This is a genomic window from Sphingorhabdus sp. Alg239-R122 (assembly GCF_900537065.1).
Classification (GTDB): domain Bacteria; phylum Pseudomonadota; class Alphaproteobacteria; order Sphingomonadales; family Sphingomonadaceae; genus Alg239-R122.
Window position 1 is genome coordinate 73,130 of sequence record NZ_UNRC01000008.1, and the last position, 13,276, is coordinate 86,405.

The 13,276-nt window shown below is 51.6% G+C and carries 18 protein-coding genes and 1 tRNA gene; 15 read left to right on the top strand and 4 right to left on the bottom strand.

Annotated features, from left to right (window positions below; translation table 11 throughout):
• Positions 1 to 35: 35 nt before the first annotated feature.
• Both G6Q15_RS09485 and G6Q15_RS09490 read left to right on the top strand, forming a co-directional pair.
• Positions 36 to 680: a glutathione S-transferase family protein gene (locus G6Q15_RS09485; RefSeq protein ID WP_164118135.1), complete on the top strand. Its 645-nt coding sequence runs from the start codon at positions 36 to 38 to the stop codon at positions 678 to 680.
• A gap of 2 nt (positions 681 to 682) precedes the next feature.
• On the top strand, positions 683 to 1,537 hold the full coding sequence (locus tag G6Q15_RS09490) for a DMT family transporter (protein ID WP_164118137.1): 855 nt from the start codon (positions 683 to 685) through the stop codon (positions 1,535 to 1,537).
• Here the strand turns inward: G6Q15_RS09490 and G6Q15_RS09495 are convergent.
• Positions 1,534 to 2,049, bottom strand: coding sequence for a sterol desaturase family protein (locus G6Q15_RS09495; RefSeq protein ID WP_164118139.1), 516 nt, complete (start codon positions 2,047 to 2,049; stop codon positions 1,534 to 1,536). The two genes, G6Q15_RS09490 and G6Q15_RS09495, sit on opposite strands and share 4 nt — an antisense overlap.
• A gap of 123 nt (positions 2,050 to 2,172) precedes the next feature.
• On the opposite strand from G6Q15_RS09495, the gene leuC reads away from it, so the two are divergent.
• The 9 genes from leuC to G6Q15_RS09540 all read left to right on the top strand — a co-directional run bounded on the left by leuC (position 2,173) and on the right by G6Q15_RS09540 (position 8,310).
• Positions 2,173 to 3,591, top strand: a complete 1,419-nt coding sequence (gene leuC / locus G6Q15_RS09500; protein ID WP_164118141.1) for a 3-isopropylmalate dehydratase large subunit — start codon at positions 2,173 to 2,175, stop codon at positions 3,589 to 3,591.
• A gap of 12 nt (positions 3,592 to 3,603) precedes the next feature.
• On the top strand, positions 3,604 to 3,780 hold the full coding sequence (locus G6Q15_RS09505; protein WP_164118142.1) for an isopropylmalate isomerase: 177 nt from the start codon (positions 3,604 to 3,606) through the stop codon (positions 3,778 to 3,780).
• A gap of 9 nt (positions 3,781 to 3,789) precedes the next feature.
• Entirely contained in the window at positions 3,790 to 4,383 is a 594-nt protein-coding gene (gene leuD, locus G6Q15_RS09510) for a 3-isopropylmalate dehydratase small subunit (protein ID WP_164118145.1), read from the top strand.
• An 81-nt stretch (positions 4,384 to 4,464) separates the two neighbouring features.
• The gene (locus G6Q15_RS09515; RefSeq protein WP_164118146.1) at positions 4,465 to 5,463 is read left to right on the top strand and encodes an NADPH:quinone oxidoreductase family protein; all 999 of its coding nucleotides are present in this window, start codon (positions 4,465 to 4,467) and stop codon (positions 5,461 to 5,463) included.
• 86 nt (positions 5,464 to 5,549) lie between these two features.
• Positions 5,550 to 5,876 (top strand): DUF1476 domain-containing protein, encoded by a 327-nt coding sequence (locus G6Q15_RS09520; protein WP_164118149.1) that lies wholly within the window; start codon positions 5,550 to 5,552, stop codon positions 5,874 to 5,876.
• Positions 5,877 to 5,882: 6 nt separating this feature from the next.
• Positions 5,883 to 6,116, top strand: a complete 234-nt coding sequence (locus tag G6Q15_RS09525; protein WP_164118151.1) for a BolA family transcriptional regulator — start codon at positions 5,883 to 5,885, stop codon at positions 6,114 to 6,116.
• A 43-nt stretch (positions 6,117 to 6,159) separates the two neighbouring features.
• On the top strand, positions 6,160 to 6,495 hold the full coding sequence (gene grxD, locus G6Q15_RS09530; protein WP_164118154.1) for a Grx4 family monothiol glutaredoxin: 336 nt from the start codon (positions 6,160 to 6,162) through the stop codon (positions 6,493 to 6,495).
• 392 nt (positions 6,496 to 6,887) lie between these two features.
• The gene (locus tag G6Q15_RS09535; protein WP_164118156.1) at positions 6,888 to 7,703 is read left to right on the top strand and encodes an NUDIX domain-containing protein; all 816 of its coding nucleotides are present in this window, start codon (positions 6,888 to 6,890) and stop codon (positions 7,701 to 7,703) included.
• Positions 7,704 to 7,998: 295 nt separating this feature from the next.
• Positions 7,999 to 8,310: a GNAT family N-acetyltransferase gene (locus tag G6Q15_RS09540; protein ID WP_164118158.1), complete on the top strand. Its 312-nt coding sequence runs from the start codon at positions 7,999 to 8,001 to the stop codon at positions 8,308 to 8,310.
• Between the two features lie 45 nt (positions 8,311 to 8,355).
• Here G6Q15_RS09540 and G6Q15_RS09545 read toward each other — a convergent pair whose 3' ends face one another.
• Complete coding sequence (locus G6Q15_RS09545) at positions 8,356 to 8,553, bottom strand: hypothetical protein (protein ID WP_164118160.1); 198 nt, start codon at positions 8,551 to 8,553, stop codon at positions 8,356 to 8,358.
• A gap of 369 nt (positions 8,554 to 8,922) precedes the next feature.
• Between G6Q15_RS09545 and G6Q15_RS09550 the strand changes: the two genes are divergently transcribed.
• Positions 8,923 to 10,041: a metallophosphoesterase gene (locus tag G6Q15_RS09550; protein ID WP_164118162.1), complete on the top strand. Its 1,119-nt coding sequence runs from the start codon at positions 8,923 to 8,925 to the stop codon at positions 10,039 to 10,041.
• A gap of 85 nt (positions 10,042 to 10,126) precedes the next feature.
• Here the strand turns inward: G6Q15_RS09550 and G6Q15_RS09555 are convergent.
• Positions 10,127 to 10,203 (bottom strand) — tRNA-Arg (locus tag G6Q15_RS09555).
• A gap of 261 nt (positions 10,204 to 10,464) precedes the next feature.
• Here G6Q15_RS09555 and G6Q15_RS09560 point away from each other — a divergent pair.
• The 3 genes from G6Q15_RS09560 to G6Q15_RS09570 all read left to right on the top strand — a co-directional run bounded on the left by G6Q15_RS09560 (position 10,465) and on the right by G6Q15_RS09570 (position 12,889).
• Positions 10,465 to 11,475 carry a PIN domain-containing protein gene (locus tag G6Q15_RS09560; protein ID WP_164118164.1) on the top strand — a complete coding sequence of 337 codons (1,011 nt, stop codon included), beginning with the start codon at positions 10,465 to 10,467 and terminating at the stop codon, positions 11,473 to 11,475.
• Positions 11,476 to 11,735: 260 nt separating this feature from the next.
• Positions 11,736 to 12,491 carry a queuosine precursor transporter gene (locus G6Q15_RS09565; RefSeq protein WP_164118166.1) on the top strand — a complete coding sequence of 252 codons (756 nt, stop codon included), beginning with the start codon at positions 11,736 to 11,738 and terminating at the stop codon, positions 12,489 to 12,491.
• Positions 12,492 to 12,502: 11 nt separating this feature from the next.
• Positions 12,503 to 12,889, top strand: a complete 387-nt coding sequence (locus G6Q15_RS09570; protein WP_164118168.1) for a hypothetical protein — start codon at positions 12,503 to 12,505, stop codon at positions 12,887 to 12,889.
• Here the strand turns inward: G6Q15_RS09570 and G6Q15_RS09575 are convergent.
• Positions 12,886 to 13,276, bottom strand: a 391-nt coding sequence (locus G6Q15_RS09575; RefSeq protein WP_164118170.1) for a hypothetical protein, incomplete at its 5' end; no start/stop codon positions are given. The two genes, G6Q15_RS09570 and G6Q15_RS09575, sit on opposite strands and share 4 nt — an antisense overlap.

The window sequence follows — 13,276 nt, forward strand, 5'->3', positions numbered from 1 at the left end:
CCGATGCAAGACATCAATCCAGGAGCGACATATACATGACCATTACCCTTCATCACTTGCGCTATTCGCGCTCGACACGGATTATCTGGCTGCTTGAGGAAATGGGCGTGGACTATGAACTGGTCCAGCACGACCGTAATCCCGAAACGCACCGTGCGCAGGATGATCTCGCGGCAATCCATCCACTCGGGAAGGCGCCGGTACTGGTGGTCGATGACAAGACTATTGTCGAAAGCGGTGCAATTATTGAATATCTGGTCGAAACATATGGCGAGGGCAGGTTCGGCCCCGCACCCGGTGAAGAAGGCCGCGGTGCTTATCTGCAATGGATGCACATGGTGGAAGGGTCCATGGCTATGCCGGTGATACTGACACTGCTTTCCCCGCGCTTTGGTGGGTTCAGTGACCCGATGGAAGCATTTCTGGGTGGGGAAGTTGCCAAGCTTCTGGGCTATGCCAATGATCATATGCAAGGCCGCGACTTTGTTGTGGGTGATAGTTTCACAGGTGCGGACATCAACCTTACCTATGTAGTGGAAATTGCCAATGCAGGTAGCATGCTTGGCCGGTATTCCGCGCTTTCCGAGTATCTGAAACGCATGATGGAGCGGCCGCATTACAAAAACGCTATCGAAATTGGCGGACCGGTTGTGTCAGGGGCTGCCCGCGGCGGCGATTGAATATGTCCGTCACAGCGCAGCCTACTGCTTTCAGGGTTGCGATACTTACGCTGCTCGCCATGCTCGCGTTTGCCGGCAATTCGATTCTGAACCGCGCGGCGTTGGCAGTGGGTTCAATAGACTGGGCAACTTTCACATCTGTCCGGCTCCTGTCCGGCGCCTGTGTGCTTGCGCTATTGTTGGGATGGCGTCTCGGCGGCGCAATAATCCCGCGCGCTGCGGACATGAAGTCCGCGCTGGCTTTGTTCAGCTATGCCGCATTTTTTTCGCTTGCGTATCTTGAACTGACTGCGGCGACAGGCGCGCTTATACTATTTGCCTGTGTGCAGATCAGCATGCAGGCTATCGCAGTTGCTCTGGGACATAAGGTGAATGCACTGCAATGGTCGGGACTTGTGGTAGCGTTTGCGGGCCTGGTTTGGCTGCTATTACCTGGGCTGGCCGCGCCACCGATATTGCCCAGCTTGTTGATGGCTGCGGCAGGGGTATCATGGGGCGCTTATAGTTGGTTTGGGCGTGGTGCGGATCATCCGGTACGCGCCACGGCACGCAATTTCATAGGGACTGTCCCGCTTGCGTTGATGATATTACTATGGGCGGATGGTAGCCCACAACCTGTTGGCATCATGCTTGCTATTGCTTCCGGGGTTATAACATCTGCACTTGGCTATGTGATCTGGTATGCCGCATTGCCATATTTGAACGCGCCGGTAGCGGGTACGGTACAACTTTCTGTCCCGGCCATCGCGGCACTTGGCGGCGTGCTTTTTCTCTCTGAAACCATCTCTGTCCGGTTACTGGCTGCGACAATATTGATACTTGCCGGGATAGCATTGACGTTGCGTACTCGGCATTAGCCGATGGCATCACGTACGACGGCAATGCCTGCTGCGCGTTGTGCTTTCAGCTCCTGTTTCAATCTGGCCGGGTCGCGCGCAAAGACAAATCCGAAGCTCACTCCGCCCTCTTTGCCTATTGTGGCGTGGTGCAGTTTGTGTGCCTGCACCAGACGTTTCGCATAACCGTGCTTGGGCACCCATGTAAAATAGCGCTGATGCACCAATCCATCATGAATGAACGTATAGATGATACCGTAAAACAGGATGCCAAGGCCAATCCATGTGCCAGGTTCCCATGCAGAGGCGCTCATGACGAGTGGGCTACCGACAGCGAACATGGAAATGCTCATCGCTGCGCCGACCAGGCCGTATAAGTCATTTTTTTCAAATGCCTTGTCATGTGGCTCATGGTGATCGCGGTGCCAGCCCCAGCCAAAGCCGTGCATGATATATTTGTGACTGGCCCATGCGACAAATTCCATGGCTAGCGTGCTTGCTACTACGGTCAGTATGATTGCCAGAATGCTCATGCATAAGATAATAGGCGTATGGTGGCTTTTTTTGAAGCAAAAACTGCTTCATCGCTTGCATCGTCGAACAGGCCCGTTAAACCGGTGCTCCTGTGTTAAAACGATATGGAAATGCCCCGACCCATGCCCAAAACACTCTATGAAAAAATCTGGGATGCGCATGTTGTTGACCAGCGTGACGATGGCACCGCTTTAATCTATATCGACCGACATTTGGTACATGAAGTGACAAGCCCGCAGGCATTTGAAGGTTTGCGCATGGCCGGACGCAAAGTACGGCGTGCGGATTTGACGCTGGCGGTTCCCGATCATAACGTGCCGACCACAGCGCGAGTCGATGTGCAGGGTAAACCGATACCAATTGCTGATCCTGACAGTGCGGCACAATTGGCTGCGTTGGAACGCAACGCTCCTGAATTTGGAATCAGATATATTCGTGCAACTGACCGAGAGCAGGGCATTGTCCATGTTGTGGGACCGGAGCAGGGGTTTACGCTGCCCGGGACGACTCTGGTATGCGGCGACAGCCATACTGCGGCGCATGGTGCACTAGGCGCTTTGGCGTTTGGGATCGGCACCAGTGAGGTCGAACATGTGCTGGCGACACAGACATTGCTGCTCAAACGGTCCAAGTCGATGGAAATCCGTGTTGAGGGTGCGTTAGGGCCAGGTGTGACGCCGAAAGATCTAGTGTTGCATATTATCGGTACGATCGGTGCAGCGGGTGGCAATGGCCATGTCATCGAATACCGTGGAAGCGTGTTTGAAGAAATGTCTATCGAGGGCCGGCTTACTGTCTCCAACATGTCGATCGAAGCGGGTGCGCGTGCCGGAATAATTGCGCCGGATGAAAAGACTTTTGCCTATTTGAAAGGCCGGCCCATGGTGCCACAAGGGGCAGATTGGGACGCGGCAGTTGCTCATTGGCGTATGCTAAGAACTGACAAAGGCGCTGTTTTTGATGCCAGCATCACCATTGACGCGGCAGATGTTGAGCCGACTGTAACATGGGGCACCAGTCCGGAAGATGTTGTGCCGATTGGCGGCATAGTGCCTGATCCCATGAGTTTTGCCGATCCGTCCAAACAGGCCGCAGCGCAAAAATCGCTGGATTATATGGGACTCGCGCCGGGCATGAAAATGACCGATGTGCCTGTCGAGCATGTTTTTATCGGCAGCTGCACCAACAGCCGGATAGAAGATTTACGTGCTGCAGCGGACATTGTGCGTGGCCGCACCAAAGCTGGTAATGTCAAGTCTGTGCTGATCGTACCGGGTAGCGGGCTTGTCAAATATCAAGCGGAACGCGAAGGCCTGGACCGTGTTTTTGTGGAGGCAGGATTCGAATGGCGGGAACCGGGATGTTCGGCATGTCTGGGTATGAATCCTGACAAAGTACCGGCTGGAGAGCGCTGCGCTTCTACATCCAACCGCAATTTTGTGGGGCGGCAGGGGCCGGGCGCACGCACCCACCTTGTTTCCCCCGCCATGGCGGCCGCAGCAGCGGTGACAGGGCGGCTTACCGATATTCGTGAATTATGATAGGACAATGCAATGAGTGAAGAAAAAAAAGACAAAAAGAAAATGTCTGATGCCGCCAAGATAGGTGCCGCAGCTATAGGTTCAGCCGCCTTGGCTGCCGCCTTGCTCTATGCCAGCAAACACCGCAAAGCGGATCATGAGACACCGAAAAAACCTGGCAAAAATACACCGCCACCTGAAACAGACTAGGCGTTTCCCATGAAAGCAATTTCCAAAGTGTCTGGTCGTGCGATCCCGTTCGGCCGTAAAAATGTCGACACCGATATCATTATTCCCGCCCGGTGGCTTAAAACCACGACGCGCGAAGGCATGGGCAAGGGTGCTTTTGAAACCGTACGGCGTGAGGCAGGCAATGTTTTTGATGACCCTGAATATGCGGGCTCGCCAATACTGATTGCCGGGGATAATTTCGGCTGCGGGTCAAGCCGTGAACATGCCGCCTGGGCATTACTCGACATGGGCATTGCGGCGGTTATTGCCTCTGGTTTTTCTGATATTTTCAGCAGCAATGCGTTCAAGAACGGCATATTGACGATTGAATTGCCGCAGTCTGCGATTGACCGGCTTATGGAAGTGTCGATGACTGACCCGGTTGATATTGATCTGGATAGTCAGAGCGTTACGACGCCATTTCAGGACAGGTTCGAGTTTCAGATTGATCCGTTCCGTAAGCACTGCCTTATGAACGGACTGGATGAAGTTGGCATGACCATGGCGCAGGATGATGCGATCGCAACCTATGAAGAACGCCTGATGTTGGAAAAGCCGTGGCAACAGCCTGTCATGCGCTGACGAGGTGCTCTTAACTGGACAGTTAAGAATGGACATGCAATGTCGGTTTCCTGCAGATTCGATAATCCATGGAGAAGATATATGCGTGCATTGCTGTCAAAAGCTGCCGGTGGCCCCGAAACACTCGAAATAACCGAAATTGACAACCCGGTTGCAGGCGCTGGCGAGCTGCTTGTGGCGGTCAAGGCCTGCTCCATCAACTTTCCCGATGCGCTGATTATCCAGGATATGTACCAGCTCAAACCCCCACGCCCCTTTGCGCCGGGTAGCGAGATAGCCGGGATCGTCGAAGCTGTGGGCGAGGGTGTGACGGATTTCAAGGTTGGTGACCGCGTGATTGCCGGCACGGGCTTTGGCGGGCTTGTCGAGAAAAAAGCTGTTCCGGCCGCTGCTGCCTATCACCTGCCAGACGAATTCAGTTTCGAACATGGGGCTTCGTTGCTGATGACATATGGCACTTCTATTCATGCGCTGAAAGATCGCGGGCATATTCAGGAAGGCAATACGCTGCTGGTACTGGGCGCTGCGGGCGGTGTCGGCCTGGCCGCTGTCGAGCTGGGCAAAGCCTATGGCGCACGGGTTGTTGCTGCCGTATCGAGTGCTGCCAAGGCAGAAGCTGCCAAAGCGTCAGGCGCGGATGAAGCGGTCATCTATGATCGCCAGCCATTTGACAAGGAGCAGTCCAAGGCGCTTAGCCAGCAGTTCAAGGCCGCAGTCGGACCCGAAGGTGCGCATGTGGTTTATGACGCTGTGGGCGGTGATTACAGCGAGCCTGCGCTGCGTTCCATCGCATGGGAAGGCCGTTTCCTGGTGGTCGGTTTCCCCGCAGGCATTGCCAAACTGCCGCTCAATCTCACATTGCTGAAAAGCTGCGACGTCTGCGGTGTGTTCTGGGGCGCTTATGCAGCACGCGACCCGATCGGCAATCGCGCCAATATCGAGGAACTGTTCGATCTGTGGAAAGCAGGTAAGATCAGCCCGAAAATATCTGAAAGCTTCGCATTTGAAGATGCAGGCAAGGCGATTACGAAACTGGCGAACCGTGATGCCATCGGCAAGCTGGTTGTCACCATGGGTTAATTCGGTTTCTACCTTGCACCTGTTGCATTGCCGCACTATTTCGGATGCAATACAGTTTCAGATACAGATCCAGATTGGAAACCCATATGACCGATATGAATGACCGCGAAAAAGCGTTTGAAAACAAGTTTGCCCGTGATGCCGAAGTGCAGTTCAAGGTAAATGCGCGCCGCAACAAGCTTATGGGGCATTGGGCTGCGGGCAAGATGAACCTGACACCAGAAGAAACCGATGCCTATGCAAAATCTGTCGTTGTTGCGGACTTTGAGGAAGCGGGTGATGAGGATGTGCTGCGCAAATTGCTGGGCGATCTGACATCTGCAGGTGTTGAGATTGACGAGGCAGGTGTGCGTGAGGCGATGGATGAATATATGGTCGAGGCCCGGCGGCAGTATATGGAAGAGTCCGAGTAATACGCCATGGCGATGACCGCACAGGAAATCGAGACTATGATTGTGGCCGCTTTGCCCGATGCAAAAGTGGAAATCACCGACCTTGCTGGTGACGGTGACCATTATGCCGCGCATGTGGAGTCAGAGGCGTTTCGCGGCATGACCCGCGTGAATCAGCACAAGGCTGTTTACGCTGCACTGGGTGGCCGGATGGGTGGTGTGCTTCATGCCTTGCAACTGACAACCGCCATTCCCAAATAGGTCTTAGCAAGTTTATCAAATCTATCGGTCAGGAGTTTCGGCCATGAGTGACGCCGTCAATACAAAAATCAGCGAATTGGTATCATCGAACGATGTTATGCTTTTCATGAAAGGCACACCTTTATTTCCGCAATGCGGTTTTTCCAGCCGCGCGATCGCCATACTCGATCATCTGGGTGTCGGGTATGAAAGCGTCGATGTGTTGCAGGATATGGATATCCGTCAGGGCATCAAAACCTATTCCGACTGGCCGACGATTCCACAACTATACGTAAAAGGCGAATTTATCGGCGGCAGCGATATTATGATGGAAATGTTTGAGGCAGGTGAACTGGCTACTCTCATGAACGAAAATGGGGTCGCCAAGGCTAAAGGTTAAGCCTTGCACGCAATCAGTCACAAAGGCCGGGCGTGATGTCCGGCTTTTTTGTGCGTAAAGATAACGAATGGCCCCGTCATTGTGATCACTTCGCTACGCTTGCAATGACAGCGTTGATACCGGATTTTTGGGAAAACCTTGTCACGGGGGAGGCCGGGGCAGTTTAGGGACCAGAAAAACTGCCCCGCCTCTATTCAGTGAAACCAATAAGGTTGCCTCATACTATGCATTCTTTATGCCAGTTTAAAAATATTCTTACATTCCAGATAGTTAAACTAATTTATATTTTTCAAATTTTCCCAAAGTGTAAATTATCTCGACAGATTGCTGTTTAATTGGCTGCACGTAATTGCAGGCTTGGCACTGGGTGCAGATTAGGCGATGGTACGCCCATGACCGATTCACATGACAATAGCAGGCAGCACCGCGATCCTATCACCGAGCAGAAGCTTGCCCCTGCGATTGATGCTGCGACGGTTGTGATTTTTCGTGACACACCGCTTGGACAGCCGCCCGAACTGCTGATGGTAGAGCGTTCGGCCAAAATGGCTTTTGCGGCCGGTGCTGCGGTTTTCCCTGGCGGACGGATTGATCCGGAAGATTTCACCTATGCCGGCAAGCTTGGTTACCGTGATGACGGCGGCGAAGGGGCGTCCCGGATTGCTGCCATCCGCGAAACGATAGAAGAAACGGGGCTTGCCATCGGCTTTATCGAGACGCCTGAAGAAAAGGCGCTGGCAGACGCAAGGGCGCAGCTGCATGCAGGAAAGTCACTGCAATCCATATGTACGGCTAATGGCTGGCACCTTGACCTGGAAATGATGGTGCCTTTTGCCCGTTGGCGCCCATCCTTTGCGGAAGCCCGTATTTTTGATACACGCTTTTATCTTGCCAATGCAGGTGCGGGCCGTGACAGGGTGCTGGTGGACGAAACGGAAAACCGGCACCTGTTTTGGGCCAGTGCGTCTGACGTGCTGCACCGCGCAGATACTGGCGCGCTCAAGATCATCTTTCCGACTCGTCGCAACCTGGAACGGCTGGCACAATTTACTTCCCATGATGAGGCGGTCAGCCATGCCTGCACTATCCCGGTGCGCACGATTACGCCCTATATAGAGGAGCGCGGCGGCACGGCGCATCTGTGTATTCCTGGTGGTTTTGGCTATCCTGTTACATCTGAAGCATTGCGTAACGCCAAGCGCGGCTGATTCCAGTATATATGCTGTGGCAGATGTGGGAACAAAAACCACATGCCTGCGTTATATTATTATCAACTCAGGCAATGGAAAATAGGCATCGTGACAGACAGGGCAGCCAGAACTAGCGAGCATCAGCGACGTAAGGTTACCAGTACGCCATGTATTTATGGTGATGCCTTAGCCTCATGTCTGGAACGTGCCTTTGGCAATGCAGCACATGCACCGCAAGATTGTCTTTTTGATGCATTGCTGAAACAGCTGGACAGGCAGGAAACGAAACGTTGAACTTTGTGAAAGGTCATTAATGGATAATGTAAAAATAGTGCGTGAGGATCGGGAGAATCGCGGTATCCGTTATGTCGCGACGGTCGATGGCGTGGCCGGCGAAGGCGAACTCACAATGTTTCGTGCGAAAAAAGGCGTATATGTGGCCGACCATACGGGTGTACCAAAACATATGGGTGGTAATGGTATTGGGTCAAAACTCGTTCGTTTCATGATTGAGGATGCGCGCGCTAATGAACTGCGCGTCGTGCCCGCCTGTCCTTTCATTGCCCGGAAATGGGAAAAGCATCCTGAATGGTCTGATGTCTTGATCAGCAAGGATGATATGTAGCCGGATTGACCGGAACCGTCTTCACAAACCAGGTGAGGCGCGGGATTAAAACCCGGCTTCAATATTAAGGCCGCCGCCCCATTCCCTGTCATTGCTGGTGGTTGTATAGATTATGCCGCCGCCAATGCGGATGTTTTCACGAGGCCGCGTGGCATGCCCAGGCCGGTGACAAGGGTATCCCTGTCTGCCGTGGGAAGGCCCGGGAAGTTCAGTAACCGATTTACCTGTGATGTCTCTGCGCATTCCGCATTCAATGCCTGCAGGTCTAGAGAGTCGCAATAACCTTGCTGTGCCTGTTGGGCAAAAGCGGGTTGGGCGGCGCCTGCTGCAATGCAAAGTACAATGCTTAATAGGGAGATAGTTTGCTTAACAGGCAATATCATCATAACATTGACCATCAGGATATTCTGAATTTTAAGTTATGCCTAAATCGCAACCTTTAATTCGATTATTTCATTAGACAGCCGGGTCATCTTATGCAGTTTCTGTCCTGTCTGGGCAGAAGATTTTACAGCGCCCATACTGACCCGATTGAGCTTTCTGAAAAACACGGGCCTTTATGGAATTATCCCTTGATATAGATAACTTGCCCTTCTTTAAGGAGTTGGAATAATGGTTTTCTCATTTGCAAAATATATCCTGGCCGGTTCCATATGTGCCGCGCTTACTGCATGCCAAACAATACCCGATGCTGAGCAATCAACCCGGCTCGCAGAAACCCAGACTGTAAAAGCGGGATATGGCTTCATTGCCGTGGGTGATACCGGCTATGTTTCCGATAAAAGCGGCCTCAATCTGGTGGCTGGCGCGGTCAAAAATTACTGCGCCTCGCAGACATGTGATTTTGCAGTGATGGCGGGTGATAACATCTACCAGGTTGGTGCTGCCGGTGATGATGGCGATGCGGAGCTGTTTCAAAGCCGTTTCATAAAGCCTTATGGCCCATTGTCTGAAATCGGATCGGATTTCAGGATATATACCGCATTGGGCAATCACGACTGGTATACATCACGGGTTGGCGCACTGGCGCAGGTTAAATTCCATGAAACGACACCGCCATTCTATATGGATGGATTTTTCTACAGTGTGCGCCCGCCAGCGATGAATGGGGACCTTGAGCTGTTCGTCATTGATACGGAGATGCTTTTGGCACCCCAGACTATTCCAAGCTATGACGAAGCTGAAAGCGGTGAAATGGTTGCCACGGGCAAGACTCGCGCTGGTGGCCACAAAAATGCAATGCCCGTCACAGAACAGGAAAAAGCGCAACTGTCCTGGTTTACTCAGGCCCTTGAAAAATCAACAGCCAAATGGAAAATCGTGCTGGCGCATCATCCATTGTGGCAATCACGGGCAGATTCCAAATATGCGCAATCCATCCGGTTGCGGGAACTCCTGCTTCCTTCTCTTTGCCGCTATGCGGACGCATATGTTGCCGGGCATCAGCATACACTTGAGCTGCATACGGATGATTGCGGTGATAGCAACGCCGCACCGCTTGTCCATATTGTCAGCGGCGCCGGTGCCAAGGCTAGGAAAATTGATCCGGAATTTGCGGCTTGGCAGCAAAAAAAGTACCCGCAACTAGGATATAAATGGGCGGCAGGTGATGAATTCGGGTTCAGCCATATTGGAATTGAAGGCAATCAACTCGACGTACAGATGCTGACCGTATCGCCCGATGGCAAAACAAAGCCTGCATTCCGGCAAGGTTTTGTAAACAGGCCTTAGAATTGAACCGCAGCAAGGATTATCAGCTTATTTCGCTTAGACATAAGGCACAATGAGCGAAGTGAAGAATCTTTGTGCGAGTTAATGGTGCGCCCGGCAGGACTCGAACCTGCTGCCTCAAGATTAGAAGTCTCGCGCTCTATCCAGATGAGCTACGGGCGCACAATCCAAAAAATCGCTGTTTCATGGGGCTTTGCGCCTAATGTAGTAGTGCGAACAAGTCAATAAATTTGCTAATTTTTCGTCGCACGGTGCGACGGAGCGTCGCATGAATTCAAATAGGATACATCGCCAAAAAATATATTTTAAGTAAATCAAGTAGAAGGCTCGGAAAACTCGATTGACTTCTCATCACATAATGATCTCATATCTACTCAAGTTAGTTGACTGGTAGTTTTATGATGGATCATTTACAGGGAGTATATGGAAAAACTTCATGTATTTATCGATACTAACACTTGGTTGGCTTTTTACGCTTTTACCAACGATGATCTTGAACAATTGAGGAAGCTTATTGCTCTTATTAAAAATGAGCATCTCGAGCTTTATATAAACCAGCAACTATCTGATGAGTTTTATCGAAATAGAGAGCGTAAACTGGACGAGTCAATTCGGGAATTTACAAAAACATCTGTTCCGAAAGGGGTTCCCAGATATATGCGAGACTATCCAGATGCTGGAGAGTATGACGAAGCTCGAGCGAACTGGGAAAAGCTCCGCGATGCCCTCGTGACGCGTGCGAAAGATGATGCTGAGGAAAAAAAACTGGCAGCAGATATTCTGTTTGGCGATATTTTAGCAGAATCTAAGGTGGCTGAAGTTGACGATGCTACTATCTCGAAAGCTATTGATCGTCGAAGAAAAGGTAATCCACCAGGCAAGCACACATCACTCGGAGATCAAATACATTGGGAGTTGTTATTGCGTGATGTGCCTGAGGGGACGGATTTACACGTTGTTTCGAAAGATGGGGATTTTGAATCGAGGCTCATTAGAGGAAATGCTGATCAATTTCTTGTTGATGAATGGCTGGACCAGAAAAAAGGTCAACTTGCTTTACACAACGAATTACGACCGTTCTTAAACTCGAAATTTCCCAGTATTAAGTTGGCGGTTGATGTAGAAAAGAAAGATGCTATCGATAAATTGGTTAATTCGGAATCATTCGAATCAACACATTCGGCTGTGGAGGGATTGTCGCTGTTTTTGGATGATCTTTCATGGGAAGAAGCCGACACTATACTAACCGCTAGTGTGAACAACTCACAGATTTGGTGGATTGGAAACGACCCAGATGTCCGGAGCCTATTTAGTAAGCTAATCATAAAATTTAAGATGAAATTGACCTCAGACAGGCTAGTTCATTTAGTATTGACGCTTGGTCTTGAAGGCGTTGTACCAATAGATGAGCTCGATGATGATGTACCATTTTGATAATTACCTTGTTGATTTGCTAGAGGTAATCGTTGTTCATTGTATCCTGTGTTCGTGCGACGAAAACACAAATCGAGTGCAAAGTCGCATCATTTTTAACACTTAAGTAATTGATAAATAACAATCGAATAGTAGTTAGAAGTCTCGCGCTCTATCCAGATGAGCTACGGGCGCCTGGCCCAAGGCTGTCATCAACTGCCCTTTAGGCCAAGCCCCCATAGCGTGCTTTGGCGCACATGCAAACTGCGATATGAGGACGCATGGACAATAATGCGAATCAGGCAGGGGCAGGCCGCGAACTGGCCACGGTAAATTCAGACAGCTTGGCGGGGCATCGATTCCGCTACTTTGACTTTGTCATGGCGGCATTTGTCACCGTGCTGTTGCTGTCGAATATAGTCGGCGCGGCGAAGCTTACCTTTGTTGAGCTTGACGGTGAGCAATGGGTCTATGGCGCGGGTATATTATTCTTTCCGTTGGGCTACGTCATCGGTGATATATTGACCGAGATTTACGGCTATGCGCGGGCGCGCCGCGTGATCTGGGCCGGGTTCGCGGCGATGTTGTTTATGGCATTCATGTGCTGGGTGGTGGTTTCGCTCCCGCCTGCGGATGTATGGGACGGACAAGACGCGTATGAGCGGGTGTTTGGTCAGGTGCCGCGGATTGTTTTAGCCTCGATCATAGCTTTTTGGGCCGGTGAATTCGTCAACAGCTATGTCATGGCGCGGATGAAAGTTTGGACGCAGGGCAAGGCGTTATGGACGCGCACGATCGGGTCCACTGTTGTGGGGCAGGGCGTTGATAGCCTGCTATTCTACCCGCTTGCATTTTATGGTGTGTGGGAAACGCAGGCCGTGCTGACTGTCATGATTACCAATTGGGCATTGAAAGTGGGATGGGAAGCTGCGCTGACGCCTGTTACCTATGCTGTCGTCGGCTGGCTGAAGAAGCGTGAGGGAGTAGATGTCTATGACACGGGCACCGACTTTACACCATTCAGCACGAGGGTTTGATGGAGCCTGCCATGCCAGAGCTTGGACCGTTCCAATCTGGAAAGCTGTGGCTGCGTGAACTGCTCGGTTTTGAAAAGGATACGCTGCACGTTCTGATCGGTTTGCTGGTATTCGTTCTGGTCATACTGTTCTTCCGGCGCAAGCCATGGCAGGCACTGCCCATTATCTGTGTCGCGCTTGCGGCGATGGCGGGTGAGGCGTGGGACCTGTATGAGTTGGTAAGGGTGCGCGGAAAGGCATGGGCAGAAATTCCGTGGGGCTATCTGCTGCATGACCTGTGGGTGACGACGATAATTCCGGCGGGTATTTTCCTGATGGCCTATGCACTGCGTCCTGTGTCCGTAAAGCGTGCAATGGATGAAGGCAGGGCTGATATGGATCACCCGCCCGGCAGCTAGTCCGTATTGGCGGTGAAATAGGGGATAGGGTCAAGCAGTACGATGTCGTCGCGCTTTTCCAGTTCATTCTTGATCCAGTATTTGTGCGCTGCGCCATAGGTGATGAGGACGCGTTTTCCTTTGCCTGTAACTGTGTCCAGGATATTCAGGATATTGTCAGCATGCGCAGTATTGATAGCAGCCCAGCCGCCGGCGCCCAGGTCGTCTTCAAAATATTTTTGATAAGGCGCAAAAGATTCTTCGGTTAGCCTGTCATAGACTTCGCTGTGGATGAACAGCGGGTCGTCGCCTCTGCCGCTGACAGCTTCGGCAAATGCCTTGCGCGCATTTTGATGCGCCTGCCACTGTTCAGTGCGCGCAGGGTTCTGCTCAATGGTCTTCAGCGCT